The organism is Rhodoferax sp. (assembly GCF_044236835.1).
Classification (GTDB): Bacteria; Pseudomonadota; Gammaproteobacteria; order Burkholderiales; family Burkholderiaceae_C; genus Allorhodoferax.
This window is the reverse complement of the sequence record NZ_JBIIGC010000003.1, coordinates 160,160-186,257: the sequence shown is the minus strand read 5'-3', so window position 1 is coordinate 186,257 and position 26,098 is coordinate 160,160. Positions and strand designations below refer to the sequence as shown.

At 60.7% G+C, this 26,098-nt stretch carries 20 protein-coding genes; 10 read left to right on the top strand and 10 right to left on the bottom strand.

Annotation, left to right across the window (positions count from 1 at the left end):
- Positions 1-53 precede the first annotated feature (53 nt).
- The 4 genes from gshA (at position 54) to gshB (ending at position 5,807) form a co-directional block, all read left to right on the top strand.
- A complete protein-coding gene (gene gshA, locus ACILRC_RS03860; RefSeq protein WP_395668028.1) occupies positions 54-1,343 on the top strand; it encodes a glutamate--cysteine ligase in 1,290 nt (429 codons plus the stop codon).
- A 170-nt stretch (positions 1,344-1,513) separates the two neighbouring features.
- Positions 1,514-3,382 carry a potassium transporter Kup gene (locus tag ACILRC_RS03855; protein ID WP_395668027.1) on the top strand — a complete coding sequence of 623 codons (1,869 nt, stop codon included), beginning with the start codon at positions 1,514-1,516 and terminating at the stop codon, positions 3,380-3,382.
- A 93-nt stretch (positions 3,383-3,475) separates the two neighbouring features.
- Complete coding sequence (locus tag ACILRC_RS03850; RefSeq protein WP_395668026.1) at positions 3,476-4,693, top strand: benzoate/H(+) symporter BenE family transporter; 1,218 nt, start codon at positions 3,476-3,478, stop codon at positions 4,691-4,693.
- Between the two features lie 136 nt (positions 4,694-4,829).
- The gene (gshB, locus tag ACILRC_RS03845; protein ID WP_395668025.1) at positions 4,830-5,807 is read left to right on the top strand and encodes a glutathione synthase; all 978 of its coding nucleotides are present in this window, start codon (positions 4,830-4,832) and stop codon (positions 5,805-5,807) included.
- Positions 5,808-5,860: 53 nt separating this feature from the next.
- Here gshB and ACILRC_RS03840 read toward each other — a convergent pair whose 3' ends face one another.
- Positions 5,861-6,643, bottom strand: a complete 783-nt coding sequence (locus tag ACILRC_RS03840; protein ID WP_395668024.1) for a class II glutamine amidotransferase — start codon at positions 6,641-6,643, stop codon at positions 5,861-5,863.
- Positions 6,644-6,696: 53 nt separating this feature from the next.
- A complete protein-coding gene (locus tag ACILRC_RS03835) occupies positions 6,697-6,888 on the bottom strand; it encodes a 4-oxalocrotonate tautomerase (RefSeq protein ID WP_395668023.1) in 192 nt (63 codons plus the stop codon).
- Between the two features lie 41 nt (positions 6,889-6,929).
- On the opposite strand from ACILRC_RS03835, the gene ACILRC_RS03830 reads away from it, so the two are divergent.
- Positions 6,930-8,735 (top strand): glycosyltransferase family 39 protein, encoded by a 1,806-nt coding sequence (locus ACILRC_RS03830; protein WP_395668022.1) that lies wholly within the window; start codon positions 6,930-6,932, stop codon positions 8,733-8,735.
- Positions 8,732-9,520, top strand: coding sequence for a phosphatase PAP2 family protein (locus tag ACILRC_RS03825; protein ID WP_395668021.1), 789 nt, complete (start codon positions 8,732-8,734; stop codon positions 9,518-9,520). The genes ACILRC_RS03830 and ACILRC_RS03825 overlap by 4 nt, the downstream gene beginning before the upstream one ends.
- Here the strand turns inward: ACILRC_RS03825 and ACILRC_RS03820 are convergent.
- On the bottom strand, positions 9,439-10,296 hold the full coding sequence (locus tag ACILRC_RS03820) for a Rossmann-like and DUF2520 domain-containing protein (protein WP_395668020.1): 858 nt from the start codon (positions 10,294-10,296) through the stop codon (positions 9,439-9,441). The genes ACILRC_RS03825 and ACILRC_RS03820 overlap by 82 nt on opposite strands.
- A gap of 193 nt (positions 10,297-10,489) precedes the next feature.
- Between ACILRC_RS03820 and ACILRC_RS03815 the strand changes: the two genes are divergently transcribed.
- The 4 genes from ACILRC_RS03815 to ACILRC_RS03800 all read left to right on the top strand — a co-directional run bounded on the left by ACILRC_RS03815 (position 10,490) and on the right by ACILRC_RS03800 (position 18,418).
- Positions 10,490-11,263 (top strand): LuxR C-terminal-related transcriptional regulator, encoded by a 774-nt coding sequence (locus tag ACILRC_RS03815; protein WP_395668019.1) that lies wholly within the window; start codon positions 10,490-10,492, stop codon positions 11,261-11,263.
- A 146-nt stretch (positions 11,264-11,409) separates the two neighbouring features.
- On the top strand, positions 11,410-13,314 hold the full coding sequence (locus ACILRC_RS03810; RefSeq protein ID WP_395668018.1) for a sensor histidine kinase: 1,905 nt from the start codon (positions 11,410-11,412) through the stop codon (positions 13,312-13,314).
- A 28-nt stretch (positions 13,315-13,342) separates the two neighbouring features.
- Positions 13,343-15,301: a hypothetical protein gene (locus ACILRC_RS03805; protein WP_395668017.1), complete on the top strand. Its 1,959-nt coding sequence runs from the start codon at positions 13,343-13,345 to the stop codon at positions 15,299-15,301.
- 255 nt (positions 15,302-15,556) lie between these two features.
- Positions 15,557-18,418: a PKD domain-containing protein gene (locus ACILRC_RS03800; RefSeq protein WP_395668016.1), complete on the top strand. Its 2,862-nt coding sequence runs from the start codon at positions 15,557-15,559 to the stop codon at positions 18,416-18,418.
- Positions 18,419-18,767: 349 nt separating this feature from the next.
- Here ACILRC_RS03800 and ACILRC_RS03795 read toward each other — a convergent pair whose 3' ends face one another.
- The 7 genes from ACILRC_RS03795 to ACILRC_RS03765 all read right to left on the bottom strand — a co-directional run bounded on the left by ACILRC_RS03795 (position 18,768) and on the right by ACILRC_RS03765 (position 26,074).
- A complete protein-coding gene (locus ACILRC_RS03795; RefSeq protein ID WP_395668015.1) occupies positions 18,768-19,796 on the bottom strand; it encodes a serine/threonine protein kinase in 1,029 nt (342 codons plus the stop codon).
- A gap of 113 nt (positions 19,797-19,909) precedes the next feature.
- Positions 19,910-21,424, bottom strand: coding sequence for a serine/threonine protein kinase (locus ACILRC_RS03790; RefSeq protein WP_395668014.1), 1,515 nt, complete (start codon positions 21,422-21,424; stop codon positions 19,910-19,912).
- The gene (locus tag ACILRC_RS03785; RefSeq protein ID WP_395668013.1) at positions 21,421-22,173 is read right to left on the bottom strand and encodes a metallophosphoesterase family protein; all 753 of its coding nucleotides are present in this window, start codon (positions 22,171-22,173) and stop codon (positions 21,421-21,423) included. Before ACILRC_RS03785 ends, ACILRC_RS03790 begins: the two co-directional genes overlap by 4 nt.
- A gap of 93 nt (positions 22,174-22,266) precedes the next feature.
- Positions 22,267-22,692: an organic hydroperoxide resistance protein gene (locus ACILRC_RS03780; RefSeq protein ID WP_395668012.1), complete on the bottom strand. Its 426-nt coding sequence runs from the start codon at positions 22,690-22,692 to the stop codon at positions 22,267-22,269.
- Between the two features lie 119 nt (positions 22,693-22,811).
- Complete coding sequence (locus tag ACILRC_RS03775; protein WP_395668011.1) at positions 22,812-23,630, bottom strand: ABC transporter permease; 819 nt, start codon at positions 23,628-23,630, stop codon at positions 22,812-22,814.
- A complete protein-coding gene (locus tag ACILRC_RS03770; protein ID WP_395668010.1) occupies positions 23,630-24,580 on the bottom strand; it encodes an ATP-binding cassette domain-containing protein in 951 nt (316 codons plus the stop codon). The genes ACILRC_RS03775 and ACILRC_RS03770 overlap by 1 nt, the downstream gene beginning before the upstream one ends.
- Positions 24,581-26,074: an AMP nucleosidase gene (locus ACILRC_RS03765; RefSeq protein ID WP_395668009.1), complete on the bottom strand. Its 1,494-nt coding sequence runs from the start codon at positions 26,072-26,074 to the stop codon at positions 24,581-24,583.
- Between the last annotated feature and the right edge of the window lie 24 nt (positions 26,075-26,098).

Here is a 26,098-nt window from a genome sequence, read left to right as displayed (position 1 = left end):
GGAGCAGTGGCGCTCGCCCCAGTACCACGCCCTTTTGTGAAAGCACGACTTCTATGGTTCCCCACCTCGTTACCGCACTGACAGGACCGATCAACGAGCTCGAGCAGCGCATCCTGGACTCGATGCCTGCGATCGAGCGCTGGTTCCGCCTGGAATGGATGGAGCACACGCCGCTGTTTTACAGCTCGGTGGATGTGCGCAACGCGGGATTCAAGCTGGCCCCGGTGGACACCGACCTCTATCCCACTGGCTGGAACAACCTGACCGCGCCGATGCTCCCCTTGGCGGTGCAGGCGGCCATGGCGGCAATCGAGAAGATTTGCCCGGAGGCGCGCAACCTGCTCATCATTCCCGACAACCACACCCGCAACACCTTTTACCTCAGCAACCTGGCCCAATTGCGCACGGTGTTTCATATGGCGGGGTTGAACGTGCGCCTGGGCTCCATCAGCCCCGACGTCAAAAAGCCCGCCACCATCGAGTTGCCTGGTGGTACCAGCATCACCTTGGAGCCTGTGGTGCGGGCCAAGGGGCGGCTGGTCGTCAAAGACTTCGACCCCTGCACCATTTTGCTCAACAACGACCTCTCGACCGGGGTGCCCGGCATTCTGGAAGACCTGCACGAGCAGTTCTTGCTGCCGCCCTTGCACGCCAGCTGGGCAACTCGGCGCAAGAGCACCCATTTCAGAATCTACGAAGAGGTGGCCAAGCGCTTTGGCAAGCTCATCGGTGTGGACCCGTGGTTGATCAACCCCATGTTCGACCGCTGTGGCAACGTCAACCTAGCTACCGCCGAAGGCGTGCAGGCGCTGACCGCCCAGGTGGATGCCCTGCTCGCCCGGGTGCGCAAGAAGTACAAAGAGTACGGCATCAAGGAAAAGCCCTTTGCGGTGGTCAAGGCCGACAACCGCGGCAGCAGCGCGGGCCTGATGACGGTGCGTGACACCAAAGACATGGCCGGTATGATTCAAAAGGCGCGCGCGGCCAATACCCAGCTGGCGTCGGGCGAACAAGAACTCATCATTCAAGAAGGCGTGCTCACCAACGAGCGCATCAATGACGCAGTCGCCGAGCCGGTGGTCTACATGATGGACCGCTACGTGGTGGGCGGCTTCTACCGCATCCACGCAGACCGCGGTGTGGACGAGGACCTCAGTGCCCCGGGCGCAGCCTTTGTGCCGCTGGCCTTTGCCGACAGCACCCACCTGCCGCAGCCTGGCATCCGCCCAGGCGCCAGCGCCCCCAACCGTTTTTACATGTACGGCGTCATCGGCCGCCTGGCCATGCTGGCAGCCAGCTACGAACTCGAAGCGACCGACCCCGACGCCGAGCAGTACGAATAGGCTGCGTTAGCACCAAGCAGCGCGGCATGCAAGGGGAGTTGCTGCGTTGCAACATGATTGCGCTAAGGCATCCATTTGCGTGAGCGGCGCTTGCGTCCACAGTGACCGGGCGCAAAATAGCGCTCCCTAAAGGAATGGACCCCGGCCGCCCAGTGGCGCCGGGCGAATGTGTGGCAGCTTCAAAATCGTCCCTCACCGCGCTCACCGTGGGCGCCATCGGAGTGGTCTACGGCGACATCGGCACCAGCGTGCTGTACGCCATCAAAGAGGTGTTTGGTTCGGGCCATGTGCCCTTTACCACCGACAACATCTACGGCATCTTGTCCATCTTCTTTTGGACGCTCACCGTCATCGTTTCCATCAAGTACGTGGTGCTGGTGCTGCGCGCGGACAACCATGGCGAGGGCGGCTTGGTGGCCATGCTGGCCCTGGCGTCGCAATCGGTCAAGGACCAACCCAGGCTGCGCGCAGTGCTGCTGCTCGTGGGTATCTTTGGCACCTGCCTTTTTTACGGCGACGGCATCATTACCCCCGCGATTTCGGTGTTGTCGGCGGTCGAGGGTCTGGAGGTGATTTCCCCGACCTTCAAGAAGTACGTGATCCCGCTGACTCTGCTGATTCTGTTTTGCCTGTTTGCGGTGCAAAAGCGCGGCACCACGGGCATTGGAAAGTTTTTTGGCCCGATTACCCTGGTGTGGTTCCTCAGCATCGCAGCCTTGGGCGTGTCGCACATCGTGCACCACCCGGAGATTCTGTGGGCGATCAACCCCGCTTACGCACTGGGCTTCATGTGGAACAACCCGGGCACCACCTTCATTATCTTGGGCGCGGTGGTCTTGTGCGTTACCGGTGCAGAGGCGCTGTACGCAGACATGGGTCACTTCGGCAAGCGGCCCATTCGGATTGCCTGGTTCTCCATCGTCATGCCCTGCCTCACGCTGAACTACTTCGGCCAAGGCGCCTTGCTGCTGCAAACCCCCGAAGCAGTCAAAAACCCGTTCTATTTGATGGCGCCCGACTGGGCCTTGATCCCCTTGGTGGTGCTGGCCACCATGGCCACCGTGATCGCCTCGCAAGCGCTCATCTCCGGCGCCTTCTCCGTGACTAAGCAGGTGATCCAACTGGGCTACCTGCCACGCTTGCAAGTCATGCACACCAGCGTGAAAGACACCGGTCAGATCTACCTTCCATTCGTCAACTGGGGCCTGTTTGCGGCCATTGTGCTGGCGGTGGTGATGTTCAAGTCCTCGAGCAACCTGGCGGCGGCGTACGGCATTGCGGTGTGCACCGACATGCTCATCACCACCGTGCTCACCTTCTTCGTGATCCGCCACGCCTGGAAGTACCCTTTGTGGTTGTGCGTGGCGGCCACCGGTTTCTTTCTATTGGTGGACCTGGCGTTTTGGGCCTCGAACATGCTCAAGCTGTTTGACGGCGGCTGGTTCCCGCTTTTGATTGGCAGCGTGATGTTCATGTTCATGCTGACCTGGAAAGACGGCCGCGCCCTGCTCAACCAAAAGTTGCGGGCCGACGCGCTGGACTTGCCCAGTTTTCTGGAGGCGGTGTTCGTCAGCCCGCCCGTGCGGGTAGAGGGCACAGCGGTGTTTCTCACCGCCGAGACCGGCACCGTGCCCAATGCCTTGCTGCACAACCTCAAACACAACAAGGTGCTGCACGAGCAAAACCTGTTCGTCTCGGTGCGCAGCCACGAGGTGCCCTGGGTGGGCATGAACAAGCGACTGGAAGTCAACGCCTTGGGGCACGACTGCTGGGAGGTGGTGATCCACTACGGCTTCAAGAACGACCCGGACGTGCCCAAAGCCCTGCAGCAAATGCAGGGCCGGGGCTGCGACCTCAACCCCATGACCACAAGCTACTTCCTGTCGCGTGACACCGTGGTGCCTACCTTGGGGGTGGGCATGGCGCCCTGGCGCGAGAAGCTCTTTGCGCAAATGCACCGCAACGCCGGCGCCGCCGCAGACTTCTTGAAGCTGCCCAACAACGCGGTGGTGGAGCTGGGCTCCAAAATCGAAATCTGATGGTGCCGCAGGCCACGAAGGGCATGTCCCAGCCGAGCGCGGCGGCGCCTCCAGCGCGGCCTTGAACAGCCTGTAGACCCTGCGAGCTTTCCTATGCAGTTTTTCAAGGACCTGAGCCTCTCCGCCTGCGCCGCTGGCTTTGTTGCGGTGCTGGTGGGCTTCACCAGCTCGATTGCCATCGTGTTCCAGGCGGCGCAGTCCTTTGGGGCCACGCCGGCCATCATGGCGTCGTGGATGTGGGCCATCGGTCTGGGCATGGGCTTGTGCACGCTCTTGCCATCGCTGTGGTTGCGAAAGCCGGTCATGGTGGCTTGGAGCACGCCGGGCGCTGCGGTGCTGGCCAGTGCCGGGCTCGCTGGTGGCTTTGGCATGGCCGATGCCGTGGGGGCCTTCATGGTCAGTGCGCTGTTGGTGGTGCTGGTCGGTTGGACGGGTTGGTTTGAGCGATTGATGTCGCGCATTCCAGTGGCCATCGCCTCGGCCCTGTTGGCTGGTGCGCTGGCGCGCTTTGGCCTCTCGGCCTTCAGCGCCGCCGAAACCGCCGCGCCCCTGGTGGTGGTGATGCTCCTGGCCTACTTGCTGGGCAAACGCACCATCCCGCGCTACGCGGTGCCGGCCACCTTGCTGGTGGCGGTGGTATTTGCGGCGTTGACCACCGGGTTCACGCCAACCGACATCCGCTTCGGATTGACCTACCCTGTATGGGTGACGCCGACGGTGTCGCTGGCGGGCTGCGTCAGCCTGGCGCTGCCGCTGTTCATCGTCACCATGGCGTCGCAAAACCTGCCGGGTGTGGCGGCCATCCAAGCCTGCGGTTATGGCGACCGGCGCGCGCTCGGTGGAGACGCGGGCATACCGGTGTCCAAGGTCATCACCCTCACTGGTGTGGCGACGTTCGTGCTGGCGCCCTTTGGTGCGTTTGCGCTGAATTTGAGCGCCATCACGGCGGCCATTTGCATGGGCCCCGAGGCGCATGCTGACCCCAAAAAGCGCTACACCGCTTCGGCCGTGTGCGGCGCGCTCTACATCCTGATCGGACTGTTTGGCGCGACCATCATCGGTGTGCTCACCGCCTTCCCCAAGGAGCTGGTTTCGGCGATTGCGGGCTTGGCCCTCATCAGCACCATCGCCGCTGCCTTGCGCACCGCCCTGGACAACCCCGCCCACCGCGAAGCCGCCATGGTGACGTTCCTGGTGACGCTCAGTGGCGTGGTGCTAGCGGGTGTTGGGTCGGCGTTTTGGGGCGTGGTAGCCGGTGCGATTGCGCTAGCCATCCAGCAGTACGGCGCACCAGAACAGCCCGGACCCTGAGGGTCAGATCCTCAGTCAGAAGCGTCACCACGTGCGGCAAACCCTCAGACGCGACCTGAGCCGCAATTGAGCCCCCAAGCTGCCCTGCGTTAAGCTCTGCCGGCGCAGCGCCAACCACCATTCACCCAGGTTTTTTATGCACGTTTTGTTTGTCGCCGACCCATTGGAGTCCTTCCAGATTTACAAGGACACCAGCTTTTCCATGATGCGCGAGCTGCAGCGGCGCGGCCACTCCTTGAGCGCGTGTGAGCCCAAAGACATCATGTGGCAGCGTGACGCGCCCGTGACGGCCTATGTGCGTGACATCACGCTCACCGGCGATGCGAAGCGCTGGTTTGTGGCAAGGCAAAGCAAGCCCGACGAGCGCGCACAGGCGCTCAAAGATTTTGACTGCGTGCTGATGCGCAAAGACCCGCCGTTTGATAGCGAGTTTTTTTACGCCACCCACTTGCTGGAACAGGCCGAGCGCGAAGGCGCACGGGTGTTCAACAAGCCACGCGCCTTGCGCGACCACCCGGAGAAGCTGGCGATTCTCGAGTTTTCCCAATGGACCGGCCCCACCTTGGTGACCCGCGACGCGGCCGACATCCGGCGCTTCCACGCCGAGCACCGCGACATCATTCTCAAGCCGCTGGACGGCATGGGTGGCAGCGGCATTTTTCGGGTGAAGGACGATGGGCTCAACCTGGGCGGCATCATCGAAACCCTGAACTGTGACGGTGCCCAAACCGTGATGGTGCAGAAGTTCCTGCCGGCCATTGCGCAGGGCGACAAGCGGGTGCTGGTGATCGGCGGCAAGCCGGTGCCGTTTTGCCTGGCGCGCATTCCGCAAGGCGGCGAGGTGCGCGGCAATTTGGCTGCTGGCGGCAAAGGCGTGGCGCAGCCGCTGAGCGACGCCGACCGCGCCATTGCCGAGGCGCTGGGACCCGTGTTGGCGGCGCGTGGCTTGTTGTTGGTAGGCCTGGATGTGATTGGCGACACGCTCACCGAAATCAATGTCACCAGTCCGACATGCTTTCAGGAAATCACGGACCAGACCGGCTGCGATGTGCCAGCGCTGTTTGTCGATGCGCTGCAGGCTGCCATGGCCCATTCAGATGGACTGCCCCGCTGAGCCCAATTGCTGCAGGGTCTGCCGCGCGTGCGGCCGATTCGCCGTCGCCCTCGCTACACCAGCACGCTGCCGTCGCAGAAGGCCCGCAACTCACCGGGCTGCATAGCCACCCAGGTTTCGTTGGTGGTGAGCGGCTCGGTCACGATGACGACCAGCCGGTCGTCCGGACCATTGAGCTGGGACAGGTCTACGCTGACGTCTTCGTCTTTGAGTTGCACCTCGCTGAACGGGTGCTGGCGCTGCACATAGTGCAGCTTGGTGCTGGCGTGTGCCCACAGCGCCTGCCCGTTGCTGAGCAGGAAATTGAAGGTGCCGTGGCGCGCGATGGTTGGTGTGAGTTCGGCCAAGGTGTGGGTCAGTTCGGCCACCGAGGGCACATTGGCGTGCGATTTGTTGAGCTCTTGCATCAGCCAGCAGAAGGCCAGCTCGCTGTCGGTGCTGCCCACCGGCTTGAAACTGCCGTGCAAGCTGGGGGCAAAGTCTTTGAGGTCGCCGTTGTGCGCAAAAAACCAATAGCGGCCCCAAAGCTCGCGTACAAAGGGGTGGCAGTTTTCCAGGGTGACTGCGCCCACGGTAGCCTTGCGCACATGGGCCACCACGTTGTGGCTTTTGATCGGGTAGCTGCGCAGCATCTGCGCAATGGGTGAGGTGGCGGCGCTGTCCTTGTCGACGAAGTGGCGCGCCGCTTTGCCGGGCTGGTCGCCTTCGCTCTCAAAGAAGGCGATTCCCCAACCGTCCGAATGGTGGTCCGTGCAACCGCCGCGCTGTGAAAACCCGGTAAAGCTCAGGGTCAGGCTGGCCGGCAAGCGGCTGTTCATTCCTAGCAGTTGGCACATGAAATCAGTGTACACCGCGACATTTTTGCCTTGGCACAAACGGCAGGCGTGGCTCAGTTGCGTGGCTCGCTCCACAGCTTGCCGCCAGTGGCCCAGTTTTCTGCCTTCACGTCGACGATCAAAATGTCCACCGACTCGGGCGAGCCGCCCAACACTTCGACACTCACGCGGGTGATTTCCTCAACCAGTTTTTTCTTCTGGGCCAGGGTTCGGCCTTCAAGCATTTCGACGTGGTAAGTGGGCATGGTTTCTCCTTGCAGCTTGCGGTTTAGACTGCGGGGATTGTATGGACCGACCCACGCCCGCGCGCGCAATCCCTCTGCCCGAACCGAGCCTGCGCCGCACCCGCTGGTGGCTGGGCGCGGCATTTGCATTGCATGCGGTGTTGGGCGCGGCCGTCGGTCTTTCGGTGGATGAGGCGCACTACGCGCTGTACGCGCAGCACCTCGCGCTGAGTTATTTTGACCACCCGCCCTTGGTCGGTTGGCTGCAGTGGCCGCTGGTAGCGTTGCATGCGCCCGAGGCGGTGCTGCGTCTGCTGCCCGGCGTGCTGTGGCTGGCAACCGTTTGGCTGGCGCACGGCATTGCATTGCGCTTGCAGGGGCTGGCACGGGCTGCGCCGGACGCTGGGGCCGCAGCGAACGCAGGCCTGTGGACGGTGGTGGCTTTGCTGCTCGCACCGGTGCTGCACTTGCTCGCCATCGGTTTGCTGCCCGACACCTTGTTGATGTTTTTCACTGTGGCCGTGATGGCGCTTGCGCTGCGCATTCTGGGCCAAGGCGGCGCGGTGAGCGCGCGGCAGTGGTTGGCCTTGGGGCTGTTGTTGGGATTGGCTGGGCTGTCCAAGTACACCGCCGTGTTCTTGGCGCCAGCGCTGCTGTGGTGCCTGCTGGCGGTGCGCGGATGGGCTGGCTTGCGCAGTCCGTGGGCGGTGCTGTCCTTGCTGTTGGCCTTGGTGGTGGTCTCGCCGGTGCTGGTGTGGAACGCGCAAAACCAATGGGTTTCATTTGCCTACCAGGCGGGCCATGGTGCGGGTGGTGCGTGGCAATGGGACCATTTGGTGCGCTACCTGCTGCTGCAGTTGCTCGCTTACGGCCCATTGCTCTGGTGGGGTTTTGCAGGCTGGTTGCGCACTGCGCCGCGGGGGCAGCGATTGGGTGGTTTTTTCGCGATTCCCTGGCTGGTACTGGTGGCCATGTCCGGTGGTGGCAGTGGCTTGCCGCACTGGACTGCGCCCGCCTGGGTGGCGCTGTCGCCCTTTGCCGGCGTGGCGCTGGCCCACGCTTGGGGCCAGGGCGGCGGTAGGCGCGCCCTGTTGCGCGCTTTGGTGGCGTTGCAAGCGGCGGGGTGCGCCGCCTTGCTGGGCATGATGGTCTCCGGTGGCGCGCCTTGGTTGGCGGGTGGCACCGTGCCTCCCGCAGCCAACGCCGCTCCCGCCAGCAACCATGCCGAAGCCACGGGAAGCCATGCCGCGCAGACCCCGGCCAGCAATCCAAGTGGCGGCGCGACTGCTAGCACCCACGCTACAACCACCAACACCAACACCAACACCAGCACCAGCACCAGCACCAGCACCAGCACCACGCCCAATCCATTTGCCGATCTGCACGGATGGGACGCCGCGGCTGCGCGCGCACAGCAGCTGGCGAAGGAGCGCGGGCTGACTTCGGCGGCTGTACAGAACTGGACGCTGGCAAGCCGCCTGGCGTGGTACGCCCGGCCCTTGCCCGTGCATGTGCTGCAAGACCGCTTCGACCAATTTGATTTTTGGGCTGGCAAATTGCCTTCCGGGGCCAGCACGTTGCTGGTCGACTGGTCGCAGCAGCCCTACGCACCCCCGCTGGGAACACCTGGCTTTGCCCGCTGCGAGCGGCTCGAGACCTTGGCTGTGCAGCGATTTGGCTACCACCTCGCGCAGTTCGACTTTTATGCGTGCTTCGGCTGGTCTGGTATGCCAGGTTCGCAACCGCAACCGCAGCCGCAGCCGCAGCCGCAACCGCAACCGCAACCGCAACCGCAACCGCAACCGCAACCGCAACCGCAACCGCAACCGCAGCCGCAGCCGCAGCCCGCTGCACGGGTGACTCCATGAAGCGCGTTGCCGGCCATCCGCTGTGGTTGTGGTGCCTGCCCTTTGCCCTGGCGGCGTTGGCAGCGCCTTTGTGGTTGCACTGGTGGGAGCCTGCGATGTTTTTGGCCCTGCACCACGCCAGCGCCCACGTGCCGCTGGCGGTGTGGATGGCGCTGTCCTTGTTGGGCAACGGATGGATTGTGTTGGCGCTGACCGCACCCTTGCTGACACTGGCGCCGCGATTGATGTGGGCCTGGATGTGCGCGGTACCCTTTGCGGCGGTGCTCACCCGGCTGGGCAAGGACTTCATCGTCAGTGCCCGCCCGGCAGCCGAGATTGACCCGGCGCTGCTGCGCATTGCCGGTGAAACGCTGTACACCGTGTCCATGCCATCGGGCCACACCACCAGCGCATGGGCCGCGGCCAGCGCGCTGTTTTTTGCCCTGTCGCCACCGCAGCGGCTGCGCCATGCCTGGCTGTTGTTGCTCGCCTTGGGCGCGGGCTTGTCGCGCATTGCGGTGGGTGCGCATTGGCCGGGCGATGTGGCCGTGGGCATCAGCCTGGGGCTGCTGTGCGGTTTGCTGGCGCAGTGGCTGTTGGCGCGCGTGCCCTTGCGCTACCAACAGGTGCACGCCTGGCCCACCCGGGCGCTGGCGCTGTTGGTGGGCGCAGCCGCTTGGGTGCTGGCCACCACGCCGCAGGACTTCGCGGAGACGGCTGGGCTTCAGCGCGGGTTGGCGCTGTTTGCGGCGGCCTGGCTGCTCTGGTTTGCCATCCGCAGCGCCAGGGCGCTCAAGGCGGCGTAGGCTTCGCCCGCTTGGGCATCCCAGGCGGCCACCACCGCGCGTTGGCGCGCAATCGCTGCCACATCGCGGCGGGCTGCTGGCCCGGTCAGTGCGCCATGCGGCCCCAATGTCTGGACGTTGGCCATGGCGCGGGCCATGACGTTCTGGCGCAAGCCCGGCAGCAATTCGGCGGGCACGCCTGCATCTGCCCAGGCGCGCTCCGCCAAGTGTTCCAGCACCGGCAGGTAGTTGGTGGCGAACACGGCGGCGGCGTGGTAGAGCACTTTTTTGTCCGCCTGCAGATCAAAGCAACGCGCGCCGATGGCGCCAAACGGGCCGCGCAGCCAATCTGTCAGTGCGTGGTCGCCCTCCAAGGCGCAGGGTGTGCCGGCAAACTGCTCGACCGCCGTTTCAGCGCTGGCAAAACTCAAGATGCAATGCGTGCTGGCCACCTGCCAGCCCAGCGCTTGCAAGGGCTGCAGCACGTCGCTGGCCAAGGCCCCGCTGCAGTGGAACGCCTGCGCCGGCGCCCAGCCATGCTCTCTGGCGCACTGCGCCAAGGCGTAGGCTGCGCTGGCGATCTGTGCGTCGGGCACGGCCAGCATCCATACGTCAGCAGGCTGCATCTGGTCGGTCCGCTCGACGGCGCGCCCGGCGCCCACGAAGGCGCAGGCCGCTTGGGCGGACGCCAGACTGCGGGTGTGTACATCGCCGATGGCGAGCGCGCCGCAACGGTGCCAGAGGTGTGCCAGGGTGCGGCCGACCCGGCCGGCGCCGATGAGGTTGAGGGTGTGCATGGGGCAGACGTTCGATGTGGGTTTGGGATCTGGCAGGGAACCGGTTTACGATTCTCGGCGCAAAGCGCTCCGTAGAAAACTCAAGCACTATATGAAGTCCACATCTCCCCGGCTAAATCTCGGCGCAGCACTCGCAGTCGTTTGCAGCCCGTCAGCTCGATGGTTCGTCAGCATCACCTCAGCACGGTGAACCATGCGTATAGCAATCGTTGAAGACCACACCCCACCGCGCGAGAGCTTGGTGCGCGCCTTGGCGACGGTGCCCCACTGGCAGGTGCTGACTCCCTGCAAAAACGAAGAAGAAGGACGCAAGCTCTTGGAGAGAGACCGTCCGGACATGTTGCTGGTGGATTTAGGTCTGCCCATGGGCAATGGCTTGAACTTGATTCATGTTGCCCAGCAACGTTTCGGTAAGCAGTGTCTTTGCGTGGTGTTGTGTGCGCACCGAACGTTTGACACCGTGTTGACCGCCATCAGGGCCGGCGCAGTGGGTTATCTGGAAAAAGACGACCGTGCCGAAATCTGGCCAACCCTGGTACAAAACGTGTTTGCCGGGGCCAGCCCCATCAACTCCTATTTGGCCAAGGAGATGCTAAGCGCGCTGCAAGAGCAATTGAGCCAAACCCAAACACAGTCCCACGAGCGCGTGTTGACTGTTCTGCGGTACGTGAAAACTGGGCGCCCGCTGGGCGAACTGCAAGGCGACTTGCATCTCTCCGCCCACCAAGCAGGCTTGTTGGTGCGGCAAGCCTATACCTTGCTCCAAGATGAGGCAACGAGCTTGAGCGAGCGTGAGTCGCAGCTGTTGCAACACATTCACGAGGGCTTGAGCGAAGCCGATTGTGCAGAACGAATGGGTATCAGCCCGCACAGCGTCAAATCCTACAGAGAGCGCTTGTACAAAAAGTTGGGGGTCAGCAGCAAAGCAAGCGCGCTGCAGCTGGCGCGGCAAAGGGGACTTCTGTGAACGACCAACACTCCCCACCAAAGGCTAGCCCCCTGTTCGGAGATGCCTCGCGACACGGCTGGGCACTACGCAAATTCTTGGCGTTGCTTCGCTGGCAGCCGTCCGACCAAAGCTTGACGCTTTGGCAGCGCAGAGCGTTCATCGGTATGGCGCTGCCGCTTGCGGCGTTCATTCTGTTGGCCGTGCTGTTGCCTACACCCACGCCCCAGGTGCAGAAGGTGCAGCAGGTCGAGATGTGGGTGCAGCCCGTAGGCCGCATGGTGATGACACAGAGTCAGATCGAGCCTGTCCTGTTGGCCCCACCCCAGCTGCAAGCTGCGCAGTGGACCACCGTGACCCTTCCGCACAGCCAGCCCCTGCCCGAATCAATTGATTTACCTGCCGACGCGCCCGTTGCATTGCTGTGGTTGCGTATTCGCATTCCAGATGCATTACTTCAAGGCCGACAAACCAGGGAGTTAACGCCAGGACAACTTGGCCTGATGGGCAACCGAGTGATGGGCGGGCCGTGGGCGCTGTGGGTCAACGGCGAACTGGTGCAAGCGAGTTTGCGCGACTGGCGCATCACTTGGAACGTACCGCTGCGCGTAGGTTTACCTACCTTGCGTGCGCAGACGCCCGAGCCGGAGATTTTGCTTTCGGTATTGCACCCACAAGCCAAGGGGTATGCCATTGGGTCCATCTTCATGGGTCCGATCGATGATGTTGACCAAGCGTGGCGTGACCGCAATCTGTGGCACGTTGGCGTGGGTACCGTGACCGCAGCGATCGCCCTGACCATGACGCTGGTCTGTTGGCAGCTGGCTCGCATTCGTCGCCAAGAGCCCATCTATGGCCTGCTTACCCTGACTGCGTTCATGTGGCTGGCGTCCGGCTTTCAATACACCCATGACTTCTCGCAAAACGATTCGCTGTCGTTGTGGTTTGGCTGGGCTGTTGATGCCAGCATCAATTGGATCATCTCGCTGAGCTTCTTGTTCACGTTCGCGTTTGAGGGGCTGCGTTTTCCACGCCTGCGACTGGCTTTGCTGGCCTATGCGGTCGCCAGTACCGTCGTCACCATGCCCATGTGGGGTTGGGACAAGAACGCCTTGGTCTTACAGCACATCATCAATCTTGGTCTGTTTATTGGCTGCGCCGCGATCATGACCTACCACGCTTGGCGTGTGCGCACGCGAGAGAGTGTCTTGCTGGCGGTCGCAAACTGGCTGCAGTTCCTGTTTGGTATTCACAGCATCTTTCGCTTGACCAACCAAAGCCATCCAGACGACTTCTTTCTGTTTCAAGTCAGCTCAACATTTCTGTTTGCGGTGTTCATGTACATCACCAACCGCCGCTACGGCACCGCACTGCAGCGCGCCGAGCAGCACGAGCTGATCTTGCACCAGCAACTGCAGCAGCAGGCGGTGCTCCTGGAACAACAGCACCAAGAAATTCGCAAGCTGGAACTCGCGCAAGGGCTGGCCCGCCAGCACCAAGCATTTGCATTGGACCTGCATGACCGGGTGGGCAACCTGCTGGTCACTGCCAAACGCCAAATTCACGAACAGGATTTGAGCCAACACGACATGCTCAGCGTGTTGGAAGACATTGGCCACGAAGTGCGCGACCTTAGCAGCCCCAAGGTGCACCGCCCCAGCACCGTGATGTACATCCTGGCAGACACCCGCGAGCGCCTCAACCCCCGCCTTCGGCGCATGGGCATTGCATTGGATTGGCATGTCGATGTGAACTTACCCGACGTCCAACTCGATGCGGACCGCACCCAAGACCTGCGCGCCCTGCTCAGCGAGGCGGTGGGCAATGCATGCAAACATGCACACGCCAGCCGCATCGAAGTGCGCGCCCACAACGCGGTCGGAGATGTTGCGTCGAAGTCCCCCATCGTCATTTCCATCCGGGATAACGGCGAGGGTTTTGACCCTGACACGGTACAGCGTGGCAAAGGCCTAGACGGCATGCACGAACGGGCGCTAAGGCTGGGCGCTGCGCTGCATCTGACCAGCGAAGCGGGCCGCGGTTGCGAGCTGCGGCTGCAACTGCCGCTGTAACGCGGCACGGAAAAACAGCGACATTTTTTTGCTGTTTTGTCCCCCGACAGCGGGCAGACAAAGAAGGTGGCCAACCAGAGAATGGCCCAACAACGGTAGAGGTTCATGGCGTGCATTCGTTGCCGCGCCCTCTATCCCGTTGAACCTTTTTTCAACAAAACATGATGGGAGAAATTGCATGAAGAACATGACGCGCACCCCTGCGCTCAGCGCGCTTGCGCTCGCCTGCGGAGTTGTCCTCGTGGCGTGTGGAGGTGGCAATGCACCGACAACATCCAAGTCGATCGCCATCAGCGGTACCGTCGTAGATGGGGCTATTCAAGGTGCCACGGTTTTTCTGGACCTGAACAACAACCAGACCAAAGACGACGGCGAGCCTGCATCGGCACCAACTGCTGAAGACGGCAGCTTCAAGATCGACGCGTCTGCATTGACAGCAGCGCAAATCCAGGCCGCGCACTTGGTAGCCCTGATTCCAGCCACTGCGAAGGACGCAGATGACAACGGCCAAACCCTCGCTGAAGCCGGTAAGGCAAGTTACAGCCTCATAGCGCCTACTGTCGCCTACGCTGCGATCGATGGAAGCGCGAGCGGCGCCATGGTCAGCCCCATCACCACGCTGGTTTCGCACGACATGATCGTGGATGGCAGTAAATCGCTGGCCGAGGCCACCCAAGCTGTGAAAACTCGCTTGGGCCTGCCAGAGGGCACCAGCCTCACGCAAGACCCCAGTAAAAACCCCGACCTCAAGATCACAGCACAAGTCATTGCATCAGCCATCGGTGAGGTCACTAAGTTGGCCCGGGACGGTGGTGCTTCGGGCCGTGACGCGTTGTTGGCGGGACTGAGCTACGTACAGGGGAACATCGTTCAACTAAAGAAGGCGGTGGACGCTGCCGCCGATGCGGCACCAGTCAACGCCAAACCCGCCTCCAGCGCCACGGTAAAGAGCTTGTTGGCAGGCAACGGCAGCGCTGCCCCTACTGGCGCCGACGCCAACCTGAAGCCCGACACAAGCTCACTGCTTGCTGCAGCCAAACAAACGTCACAGACCTCTTTAGGTAACGTGAACGATATGTTGGTTGAGGGCAGCTACGCCGGGTGCTTGGATAGTACGTACTGCACGCCTCTGGACTATACGAAGCTCCACGGCACAGCAAGTACATGGAGTTTTGATTTCAAGGTCTTGTCTGAGGGTGCTTGGGTCGCCTTCTCTAACAGTGGCTATGGCTTTGTCTTGACACCGTCGGGCTGGATCGATTCGTCGTCGGCCGGCCGGAATACTGGAGGGACATGGACCCCCGATGGTGTCGGTGGCTTGGCAAGCTCCAGCGACGGGTGGCAAGCGCGCGCCACCCTGCGCACACAAGACGTAGCGGGCAAAAAATTCAGTGAAATCAACGGCGCGGACCTGCCAAGCAGCTATGCCAACTATGTGTTTCCAGTTGGCAGCAAAGTGTTCTACGTGTCGATGAACAACCTGAAGCCAAGCTATACGCTGTCGGCTGGCTTTGCGCCCGGAGCCTATGGCGACAATCCCGGCTACGCGAGCTTGGCTGCGTTCATCGACGCCCTGCGGACACCTTCGCCTGGTAACCCCAGTTCAAACACGATAAGTTCCAATGGGCTGGCCTTCTCGTTCAATGAAACCTCATCGACGGCTATCGCCGCTGGGAGTGGCACCGTGCGGCGGTATGTCTGCAGCTTGGGCTTTGAGGCCGCGCTCTCTGGCTGTGACGGCGGAACCTGGACCCCTGGATCCAATGCGGCGTACGTCATTGAAACGGTTCATGGTCAATCGGTGTTAAAGATTGACGCGCCGTACGGGCCTCATGGAAGTCAACTCATTTTCAGCGTAGTAAACGGCAAGGTACTCGGCGGTGACTTCACACCCGCGAACGTATGGACCCCAAGCCAACTGCGATTCAACAAAACAGCGTTTGATGCGATTTTGCAAGTGGGGTCGAGGCCGGTGACGGTGAATTGAGAATCAAGAAGGTTTTTAGGAATGCAGAAGCACTATTAGTTAATGACGCCTATGTCACGTTTAGTATTTATATCAGAAGCCAATAAAATGATAACAAACACTAGGCTTATTGGAAGGGTTATTCTCGTTACTGCGTATGTGGGACTCCTGGCTTCGTGTGGAGGGGGATCTGGGGATGGGGGCTCTACTGGAAGCGCTGACAAATCAATAATCACGGGGAGGTTTATTGATTCCGCAGTAGAGGGGATAAATTATGTGACCGCTTCGCAGTCTGGAAAAACAAATTCTTTGGGTGAATTTTCATACTATGCTGGAGAGACTGTAAACTTTTTTTTGGGGAATCTACCTATTGGCATAGCTACCGGAAAAGAATTGTTGCATTTATATGACTTATCCGGAACGGATAATCAAGACGGTCTTCGCAAGATTCGTATAGGTCAATTACTGCAATCTCTAGATCGCGATGGAGATGTTAGTAATGGAATAGATGTATCAAGGATAAGCGGCGACAAGATGTTATCGAATTCAATGAAGTTTGATGGTAATCAAGCGGAATTTGATGAGCAGTTAAAAAACTTGCTTGTTGCACTAAGTTATCCAGCGGAGGCCTTTGTTGATTTCAATAAGGCAAAAACGCATCTTGACAAAACAAGCGAAGAAATACTTGCGCAGTGTCAAATACCTGCGCCTGTCACGCAAGATGGCAGAATTAAAAACAGCTTATCATGTCTGGATCGGTCCAAGTACTACTACTACAAGAACAGGCTGCAGTCAACGCTTCAATCAAAACAATACAACAGCGAGCTTAGCCTCGCCGTTGTCGAGGAAACTTTCAATAGAGAGAATGTACAAAAGCATTTGGATAACAACGTAGTCAGCAATTCACTGGATTTTGCCGATGCGGCGATATCTTCATTAGAAGATAGCGTAAAGGGCGACGTATGGAAGGCATTTTTGGGTACACAAACTGCCCTACAAAAAGCGGTCTTAGTAATTGTACAAAACGGCTTAATACTTAGCGATGACCCCAGAAAGTCCCTTCAATCTGGGGTTGAATTCTCGGAAAGTTATCACAAAATATCTGAAGTGATAGATGCAACGATCCAAACACTTACAACGACACCTAGTTGCTTTGCTTTGCTAAAAAAGTTTGAAGAAGATAAAATCTCCCTTTGTGTCGATGCAGTACATGCGTCAATTTCAGTATACGCAAAGACGCTGAATGTAACATTGGCGGCGGATGCCGATAAAACAATAGAAAAGCAACTAAATGTGCTGCTAAGCTCTATGAAGGTGTTGAGTAATGCCGCCAAGTTAGCGACAACAGGAACATCCCTGGCGAAGCGCGACGAGCTACTTCGAGCTGCGACGGCGTCTGCTCGCTCAATGATTAAGCTTGGGTTTGATGCATATAACCTTGCCAATGAGCAATCAACGCCTCCGACAAAGGGAATTCAGAGTTTTTTATCGGACTTTACCAAAAACACTGGCGACACAATGTTTGGCATTGCGGAAAAATGCATCGGAGAAACCAGTGCAACAGTAGGATGGGGATGTAGTAAAGCTGTGATTGACGGCGTCTCGAAAGAGGCTGCGAATGTGCTGGTTGCAGCGAGTGGCGTTAACATAGCAATGAAGTACAGTGGGCAGCAAAGCGAAGCATTAATGACACAACTGTTTATAGAGGAACGCTTGCTTTTTGGTAGTGACATTCGAGGATTTTTTGGGAAATACGGCTTAAGTTATAAGTATGATGATGGGGTTGTCACTGCGAAAGATTGGTTTGACTTGATTTATGAAGTAGGAAAAACTTCTGATTATGAACTGCGAGGCCTGAATTCTCGATGGGATTATGTTCAGAGTATCTATAATGCTGTAATAGTCGATAGTAACTCTTACTCAATACCTGATGTCTATCGGGAGGTTCGCTACTATTTGGGTAGAATTGATAGTGAGGCAACCGATTCGTATCTTGCAAATCACATGGCAATGAGTACGACCATTGAAGGTGGCGTAGTTAGCTTGAATATAGCCTTAAGTCTAAATGGGTCGGGTGCGTTCGGTGGGACATTGCGTTGCTATGCTCCGTATTCAAACCACACAAGTTCGAGTCCTTTAGCAATTCGCGTTAATACTTCATCGCCGCAAACATTGGGTCCATTTTATTTTAGTCGCGCTGGCATGGTAGGGCTTACCTGTGCCCTGTATGGCGCTACTGGCAGATTTGTTGAGGCAAAAACTATTGTGGCGTCCGTTCCATCTTCTGCTTCAGGGATATCAATTGTTTCCAGTCCAGCATCTCCCAAAGTCGGCGAAATTATGACTTTCTCGGTAAACGTAAGCAGCGCGCCAAATGGCCCGATTCAGTCCTACGCTTGGAAGTTCGGTGATGGAAGTATAGGTTCAATGGCCAATCAATTCCATACATACAAAACGCAGGGAACCTATATCGTTGAACTCACTGTAACGAATGAAAAAGGTATTGCGTCCACAACTAGTCAGGCTGTTGTAATTGCTCCAGCTACACCACCTACTGTCCTCCAGTTCACCGATTCATTCAATGGCGCGTCATTGGATGCGACAAAGTGGAATACCATATCTGGTGCCGGCGGTATTCAATACTCTGGAACAGAGGTCACATTTGGTGGGGGCTCATATGCAACGACACAAAGCAAGGTTACATTCGGCGGTTCAAAGATTGTTGTAGAAGGTAGATTTGTCGGTTCTGCTGTCGGCAGAGATACCCACATGGAACTAATTGATACCGCTAACGGACACTTCATACAAATTGGCGATACAAATTATTCTGATAGTTTTTATCTTTATGGAAGTGGTTCATCATTCAATGGAGTAGATTCAGCAACTCGAATACTCACTTCAGTCACTGGTTCAACTTCGGCATACATGGATTACAGGCTCACGGTCGAAGGAAGTACGGCCAAAATAGAGCGGTCTATTTCATTTGCGGATACAACAAAAACAGTGACGACAAAAACAGTCACATTGCCCACTTCGATTGTTGGTAGAACCTTCTATTTGCGAATCGGGACAGGTGCATTGGTGGATGGATACTCACCCGGTACTTTTGATTCCGTCTCTGTTTCGGTCACACCATGACAAAAAGCACCCCTCGCGGGTGCTTTTTTGCGCCTTTTTCGCCCGCCCGTTGAGCGTGCATCGGTGGACGTTGAATTGCTTGGCAACCTCGGCAACATAGTTGTCGCGGTCGTGACCTGCCCCCAATCTCCGTACCAATCTAAATTCCAGAAGTCCGTAGTTTGCAAGGTTAACTGGCCATAAGGGTTGTGGCCATGGCCAACTCTTTGCCTCGCAACTTTCTCGTCCACCGCTCTTGCCTCGCGCCCGTGCTGATTTCAACCCCTCCATAGTTCGTTCACGAATCAAGCTGTGCTCGAACTCGGCCTCGCGCTCCCTCCCGCTGTCAATCGACGCGCGAAAACAGTCCCTACACCACCAGCGGCTCCTCTTGCATCGCTTCGAGCTGTTCTTCCAGCATTTGCACCTGGCCTTGCCAGTAGTCGCTGCTGCCAAACCACGGAAAGTTGGCGGGGAAGGTGGGGTCGCTCCAGCGCCGGGCCAGCCAGGCGCTGTAATGGATGAGGCGCAGGGTGCGCAGCGGCTCGATGAGTGCCAGCTCGGCGCGGTCAAATTCGCGGAACTGCTCGTAACCGTCCACCAGCGCGCCGAGTTGGCGGGTGCGTTGTTGGCGGTCGCCGCTGAGCAGCATCCACAGGTCTTGCACTGCCGGGCCCATGCGGGCGTCGTCCAGGTCCACAAAGTGCGGGCCGGGGCCGGTGGCCGGGGCGGCATCCGCCGGGGTCCACAAGATGTTGCCGGGGTGGCAGTCGCCGTGCAGGCGCAGCAAGCGAATGCCAGGCGTGCCGCTGGCCTGGCCCTTGGGCGCGGCCGACAGCGTGCTGTATTTGGACATCGCCGCAATGGCCGCTTCCACGCCACGCGTCCAGGCGGACTGCACATCCAGCGGCACCATGTCGTGCGCCAGCAGCCACTGCATCGGTTCGATGGCAAAGTTCTCCAGGTCCAAGGTGGGGCGGTGTACAAAATCCTGCCGGGCGCCTACGGTGTGGATGCGCGCCAGAAAGCGGCCAATCCACTCCAGCACCTCGCCGTCGTCCAGCTCGGGTGCGCGCCCGCCACGGCGCGGACTCACGCTGAAGGCGAAGCCGCCAAAGTGGTGCAAGGTCTGGCCGCCCAGCACCAGCGGCCCGATGGCGGGCACCTCGAAGGCCATCAGCTCGGCGGCAAAAGCGTGCTCTTCCAAAATTTGCGCGTCGCTCCAGCGCTCGGGGCGGTAGAACTTGGCGACCACCGCGCTGCCGTCTTCCAGTTGCACTTGGTAGACGCGGTTCTCGTAGCTGGACAACGCAGTGAGCCGGCCATCGCCGCGCAGGCCCACGCCCTCGAGTGCGTCGAGCACCACATCGGGCGTGAGGGTTTCAAAGGCATGGGCCATGCGGTCTTTCGTGCGGGCCCGACGTTCGGGCTAACCAAGGGCTTGGGCGAGCCAAGGGGCTGCGATTGTCGCCTCTGGCGCCTGTGGGTGCCGGCTGGCGCTGGTGACGCAGCTCAGCCCAAGGGGCCCAGGTCGTCGCCCAACTGCGAAGCGCCCTCGGAATCCGAGTCCGAGTAGCCAGTGCGGGCGGCGCGGGGCGCGTCGCCCTCGGCGAGCAGCGCAAACGGCAGCGCTTGCTTGACCAGCACCACGGTGCAGGGCGCGTCCATCGCCACCTTGATGGGCACCGTGGCCACAAAGCGCTGGGTTTTCAGGCCGTGTGTGGCAGCGCCCATAACGATGACGCTGACGTTGTTGCCGCGCGCGTACTCCAGCAGCGCATGCGCCGGGTCGCCCGACTCCAGCACGTGACAGGAAATCTGCAAGCCCGGTTGTTCCAGCGGCTGGGCCCATTGGTGCAAGGTGCTGAGGTAGCGCCGGTGCACCGTGGTCTCGCTCTTCTCTTCGTCGGAGGCACTGGTCAGCCCGCTGGAAATCACGGTCACGCAGGCCAGCCGTGCGCCGGGCCGGGTGCCCAGTGAGCGCGCTGCCGCCTCGCGCAGGGAGTAGAGCGTGGCATCGCTCACATCCTTGTAGGGTACGGCCACCAGCACGATGGGCACCTCGCTGATTTGCTGCACCGGCATGGGGCTGGGCGCGTACTGCATGCCCGCGGCGCGGATCCAACGTTTGAAGTGGGTGCGAAATGGGGTGCCGGTGAGTTTGTTGCCGCGTGTGGTGATGTGTACTTGCGTGGGGTGGCTCAGATCAAACGCCAAGTGCGCCGCCGACGGGTAGCGTTGCGCCGCCACCGGCTCCAGGCAACGCAGCACCACTTCTTGCAACCAGGCCGGTACCTCGGGGCGCAGTTTGCGAGGGGGCACCGGGTCCACCCACAGGCGCTGGCGCAGCCCGGCGGTGGACTGCGGCTCACCAAACGGCAGCGCGCCGGTGCACAACTGGTAGAGCATCACGCCGATGGCAAAAATGTCGCTGCGCGGGTCGCCGCGCACGCCCACCACCTGCTCGGGCGCAATCCAGGCGGGCGAGCCCACCGCCTTGCGTAACTGCTCGGCCAGCAGGTCGGGGTGGTGTGCGTGGCACGACAGGCCAAAGTCCAGCAGCACCGCGCTGCCATCGTCGCGCACCAGCACGTTGGCGGGTTTGAGGTCCAGGTGCACCGCGTTTTGCTGGTGCAGCGCGTGTGCTGCCTGGGCCATGGCCGCACCCAATCGGGCCACTTCGTCGATGGACGCGGGCTGCTCGCGGTCCAGCCAGTGCTGCAGCGTGTGGCCGCGCACATATTCCATCACCAGGTAAGGAATGCGTTCCAGGTCGCCCGCGGCCACAAAGCGCGGGAAGTGCGGCCCGGCGATGGCCTGCATGATTTGGCATTCAATCTCAAAGCTCACGATGTTTTCTGCGCCGTCGCCTGCGGTCATGCGCGGAATCTTCATGGCCATGGGAAAACTGCTCGTTCGCCGGTCGTCGGCGTAGCGCACCTGGTAGATGTGCGCCATGCCACCGGCGTGGATGCAGTCTTCGATGGTGAAACCGTCGAGGTCGGTGCCAGGTTCGAGAAGTTTCATCGTCCCACCTCCAGCCGAGTGGCAAATTGGGCGGGCAGCCCGGCTTGCACAATCGCCCGGGCCGCCGCCGGATGGTCATAGGGCACGCGGTGGAAGGTCAATTGCGCACGCTCGGTGTCGACCAGCGCGTACATCGCCTCGGACTTGCCATCACGCGGTTGACCCACCGATCCCACCGTGCCCAGCCAATGCCGGTGCGCAGGCACGGCAATCGCTATGCCGGCTTGCGGGGCAAACTTCATCAAGCCCTGGGTGGCACCGCGGTAGTACAGCGTTTGCTCGTGCACATGGCCGCCCAGCACGTAGCGCACGCCGGGCCAGGCGGCCGCTGCGTCCAGGCTGGCACCGGCTGATCGTTCGTCGGTGACGTAGCGCCACTGCTCCGGCTGGTTCAGGCTGGCATGCACCAGCAGCAGCTTCTCCAGGTGGTGGGTCAGAGGCAGGCTGTCGAGCCAATCGCGCTGCTGGGCGCTGAGCTGCTGGTGGGTCCACAGCGCGCTGGTGTCACCCACGGTGGTCGCCTGGGTGGGTGGGCGCACCGCCATGGCGTCATGGTTGCCCTTGATGGCAAATGCGCCTTCTTCGGTGAGCAGCATGATGCGGTCCACGACTTGCGCCGGGTTGCCGCCATAGCCCACCAGATCGCCCAGAAAGCCCAGACGCTGGGCCTGTTGCGCGCGGGCGTGGCGCAGGCATGCTTCGAGCGCTTGCAAATTGCTGTGGATGTCCGACATCAGGGCCAGTCGCATCGCATCTCCTTGCCTGTGGTGGAACCGGGGACCACGATCGTGCCGCAACTTGCTGACACCGGGTTTGCAAACCCGGTGTGGCTATCCGCGTGTTTACACGACGGTGATGGTGACTTCGATATTGCCCCGGGTCGCATTCGAGTAAGGGCACACCTGGTGCGCCTTGTCGACGATGGCCTGCGCTGCAGCGCGCTCCATGCCGGGCACGGTCACGGCCAGTTGCACCTCGATGCCAAAACCTTGGGGAATGGCGCCGATGCCCACGGTGGCGTCGATGCGGGTGTCGGCGGGCAGCGCGATCTTTTGCTGACCTGCTACAAACTTCATGGCGCCGATAAAGCAGGCGCTGTAGCCCGCTGCAAAAAGCTGCTCCGGGTTGACGCCGCCGCCGGCGCCGCCCATCTCTTTGGGTGGAACCAGTTTGACGTCGAGCAGGCCGTCGGGCGTGCGGCTGGTTCCATCGCGCCCGCCGGTGGAGGTGGCGTGGGCTTGGTACAGAACTTTTTCAATCTTGTTCATGGTGCGGTCTTTCTAAAAATGCCTGAGCGGGCAGGCGGTGGGGAAAAAGTGGCCAGGGCTTGGCGGGGCGTCTGGCTAAGAATGTACGGATGGCGTCACTTGCCAAATCACTCCTGCAATCACTTCTGAAACCGTTTGCGGGTGAGCGCCAGTGCCAGCCAAAACGACACACCAGCGTACACCACCAGCACCGCCAGATGCCTTCCGGCCTCCTGGGGCCACAGGTCCATGAACAGCGGACGCACCAGGGCCACCGCGCTGGACAGCGGCAGCCACTCGGAGACCCGGCGCACCGGCTCGGGCAACTGCTCTAGCGGAAAGAACACGCCGCTCAAAAACATGACCGGCGTGAGAAACAGCGTGAAGTAATAGGTGAAGAAGTCGTAACCTTTGGCCAGCGCGTTGAACACCAGCGCCATGCAGCTGAAAGTGATCCCCACCAGAAACAGGATAGGCCACGCCACCAACAACTTTGGGGAGTGCGAAATGCCCAAGGCCAGCATGACGCCCAAAATGGCGGTAACGGTAAACAGCGCCTTGAACGCGGCCCACAGCATTTCAGCCAACACGATGTCGTCCAGGCCCACGGGCGCATTCATGATGCCGTCCCAGGTTTTTTGCACATGCATGCGCGAGAACGCCGAGTACAGCGCTTCAAACGACGCGGCTTGCATGGCACTCATGCAAATGGAGCCGCTGGCCAGGAACAAGATGTAGGGAACGGCCACCGCGCCCTCGGGTGTGGCCACCGTGATCTGGCCCACCAGCGCGCCCATGCCGTAACCGAAGGCCACCAGCCACATCAGCGGCTCGGCAATGTTGCCCACCAAACTGGGAATGGCCAGCTTGCGCCAGACCAAGAGGTTGCGCATGAACACCGGCCAAAAGCGCAGGCTCAACTCCGGTGCGCGCCAAACCGAAGGGGTGCTGTGCTGCATTACGCGTCCTCCCGGATCTGGCGGCCAGTGAGTTTCAAAAACAAGTCTTCCAGGTTGGCTGGCCGGTGCAGGGTGCGCAACTGCGGATGGGCCTGCAGCGCCTGCAGCAGCGCACCGGCGTCGCGGGTGTAGAAGAAAACCGTTTCGCCGCTGACCTCGGTGCGCGCGGCGAGGCTGCGCAGCGGTCCCTGCGCCAGCGCCAGCGCGCCCAGGCCAAACACTTCCACCACATCGGGCTCCAGGTGCTGGGCGATCAGATCGCGCGGCCTGCCCTCGGCAATCTTTTTGCCGTGGTCGAGTACCAAGAGGCGCGTGCACAGGCGCTCGGCCTCGTCCATGAAGTGGGTGGTGAGCAAAATCGATTTGCCCTGTTGCAACAGCAGCTGCAGCCGCTCCCACATCAGGTGGCGCGCTTGCGGATCCAGGCCGGTGGTGGGTTCGTCCAGCAAGAGCAGCTTGGGGTCGTTGACCAAGGCGCGCGCCAAGCTCAGACGCCGCTTCATGCCGCCGGACAACTCGCCGGGCTTGGCCTTGGCTTTGGCGGTGAGCGAGGCAAACTCCAGCAGCGATGGGATGCGCTGGCGGATGTCCCGGTCCTTCATGCCGAAATAGCGGCCATAAACCAGCAGGTTTTCTTCGCAGCTGAAATCGGGGTCCAGCGTATCCATCTGCCCCACCACCCCCAGCTGCGCTTTGATGGCCAGCGCATCGGAGGGCATTTGCAGACCCATTGCGGTGATGCTGCCGCCATCGGGAACGCTCAGGCCCAGGCACATGCGGATGGTGGTGGTTTTGCCCGCGCCGTTGGGGCCAATCACGCCCAGGCATTCGCCCGGTGCAATGGCAAAGGACAGGTCGTTGACAACCGTGGTGTCGCCGTAGCGTTTGACCAGGTTGTTGACTTGGAATATTGCTGCTTCCACGGCTTGCACCACCGATTGGGTTGCCACTTATTGAAACGCCACTTCGGCAAAGCTGCGCAGCTTGCGGCTGTGCAGCTGGTCGGGGCCGCGCGCGCGCAACAGCTCGACAGCGCGGATGCCGATGCGCAAATGCTGGTCCACCCGCTCGCGGTAAAAGTGGTTGGCCATGCCGGGCAGCTTGATCTCGCCGTGCAGCGGCTTGTCGCTCACGCACAGCAAGGTGCCGTAGGGCACGCGAAACCGAAAACCATTGGCGGCGATGGTGGCGCTTTCCATGTCCAGCGCCACCGCGCGGCTTTGGCTGAAGCGGCGCTGGGGCTGGTTGTTGGGCAGCAGCTCCCAGTTGCGGTTGTCGGTGCTGGCCACGGTGCCGGTGCGCATGATGCTCTTGAGCGCGGGGCCTTGAATTTGCGTCACATCGGCCACCGCCCGCTCTAGCGCCACCTGAATCTCGGCCAGCGCTGGGATGGGCACCCACAGCGGCAGCTCTTCGTCGAGCACATGGTCTTCACGCACATAGCCGTGCGCCAGCACATAGTCGCCCAGCTGCTGGCTGTTGCGCAGACCCGCGCAGTGGCCCAGCATGATCCAGGCGTGCGGCCGCAGCACGGCGATGTGGTCGGTGATGTTTTTGGCGTTGGCCGGCCCCACGCCGATGTTGACCATGGTGATGCCCGCTTTGTCGGCGCGCACCAGGTGGTACCCAGACATTTGCGGCAATCGCGGGGGAGGCTTTCCAAGTCCATCCACCGCCTCTGCGGCGAGCCCCACGCGGCGTGTGATGACGTTGCCGGGTTCCACAAAGGCGGTGTATTCACTGTCGGGATCGGCCATGGCGGCGTGGCCGTAGGCGATGAACTCGTCGATGTAGAACTGGTAGTTGGTAAACAGCACGAAGTTCTGAAAGTGCTCTGGCGCTGTGCCGGTGTAGTGGCGCAACCGGTGCAGCGAATAGTCCATGCGCGGTGCGGTAAACAGCGCCAAAGGCAAGGCCTCACCAGGCTGCGGCTCGTAGGTGCCGTTGGCAATGCCGTCGTCCATGGCGGCCAGGTCGGGCAGGTCGAATACATCGCGCATGCGGGCGCGCCGCTCCGCACCCAGGCTGCCCTCTACGTGGTCGTGTTCGGCAAACGAAAAGTGCACTGGAATCGGTTGCGCGCTGGTGCAAATCTCCAGTTCTACGCCATGGTTCTCCATCAGCAAACGGAACTGCTCTAGGTAGTAGCCGTGGTACAGATCGGGGCGGGTGAGTGTGGTCTCGAAGCGGCCCGGCCCGGCCACAAAGCCAAAGCTCAGGCGTGCGGTGTCGGGTGTGATAACGCGCGACACGGTGTCGGTGTGGATGCGCACCATCGGGTAGAAGGCGCGCACGCGTTCGGTAGTGTCGTGGCCTGCGACAAACTGCTGCATGCAGTGGCGCAGGTGCGCAATGCCAGCGTCATAAATCCGGCCCACCTGGGCCAGTGCGAGCGCGGGGTCGGTGAAGCGTTGGGGGGCGATAAAGGGTGGTTGGTTTGGCATGCGGCTATTGTGCCTACGGCGCAT

Bases quoted from the DNA above. Each gene is read 5' to 3' on its own strand.
- gshA (WP_395668028.1), top strand. From the start codon at position 54: ATGGTTCCCCACCTCGTTACCGCACTGACAGGACCGATCAACGAGCTC.
- ACILRC_RS03850 (WP_395668026.1), top strand. From the start codon at position 3,476: ATGCAGTTTTTCAAGGACCTGAGCCTCTCCGCCTGCGCCGCTGGCTTT.
- gshB (WP_395668025.1), top strand. From the start codon at position 4,830: ATGCACGTTTTGTTTGTCGCCGACCCATTGGAGTCCTTCCAGATTTAC.
- ACILRC_RS03840 (WP_395668024.1), bottom strand. From the start codon at position 6,643: ATGTGCCAACTGCTAGGAATGAACAGCCGCTTGCCGGCCAGCCTGACC.
- ACILRC_RS03835 (WP_395668023.1), bottom strand. From the start codon at position 6,888: ATGCCCACTTACCACGTCGAAATGCTTGAAGGCCGAACCCTGGCCCAG.
- ACILRC_RS03830 (WP_395668022.1), top strand. From the start codon at position 6,930: ATGGACCGACCCACGCCCGCGCGCGCAATCCCTCTGCCCGAACCGAGC.
- ACILRC_RS03825 (WP_395668021.1), top strand. From the start codon at position 8,732: ATGAAGCGCGTTGCCGGCCATCCGCTGTGGTTGTGGTGCCTGCCCTTT.
- ACILRC_RS03820 (WP_395668020.1), bottom strand. From the start codon at position 10,296: ATGCACACCCTCAACCTCATCGGCGCCGGCCGGGTCGGCCGCACCCTG.
- ACILRC_RS03815 (WP_395668019.1), top strand. From the start codon at position 10,490: ATGCGTATAGCAATCGTTGAAGACCACACCCCACCGCGCGAGAGCTTG.
- ACILRC_RS03810 (WP_395668018.1), top strand. From the start codon at position 11,410: ATGGCGCTGCCGCTTGCGGCGTTCATTCTGTTGGCCGTGCTGTTGCCT.
- ACILRC_RS03795 (WP_395668015.1), bottom strand. From the start codon at position 19,796: ATGGCCCATGCCTTTGAAACCCTCACGCCCGATGTGGTGCTCGACGCA.
- ACILRC_RS03790 (WP_395668014.1), bottom strand. From the start codon at position 21,424: ATGAAACTTCTCGAACCTGGCACCGACCTCGACGGTTTCACCATCGAA.
- ACILRC_RS03785 (WP_395668013.1), bottom strand. From the start codon at position 22,173: ATGCGACTGGCCCTGATGTCGGACATCCACAGCAATTTGCAAGCGCTC.
- ACILRC_RS03780 (WP_395668012.1), bottom strand. From the start codon at position 22,692: ATGAACAAGATTGAAAAAGTTCTGTACCAAGCCCACGCCACCTCCACC.
- ACILRC_RS03775 (WP_395668011.1), bottom strand. From the start codon at position 23,630: ATGCAGCACAGCACCCCTTCGGTTTGGCGCGCACCGGAGTTGAGCCTG.
- ACILRC_RS03765 (WP_395668009.1), bottom strand. From the start codon at position 26,074: ATGCCAAACCAACCACCCTTTATCGCCCCCCAACGCTTCACCGACCCC.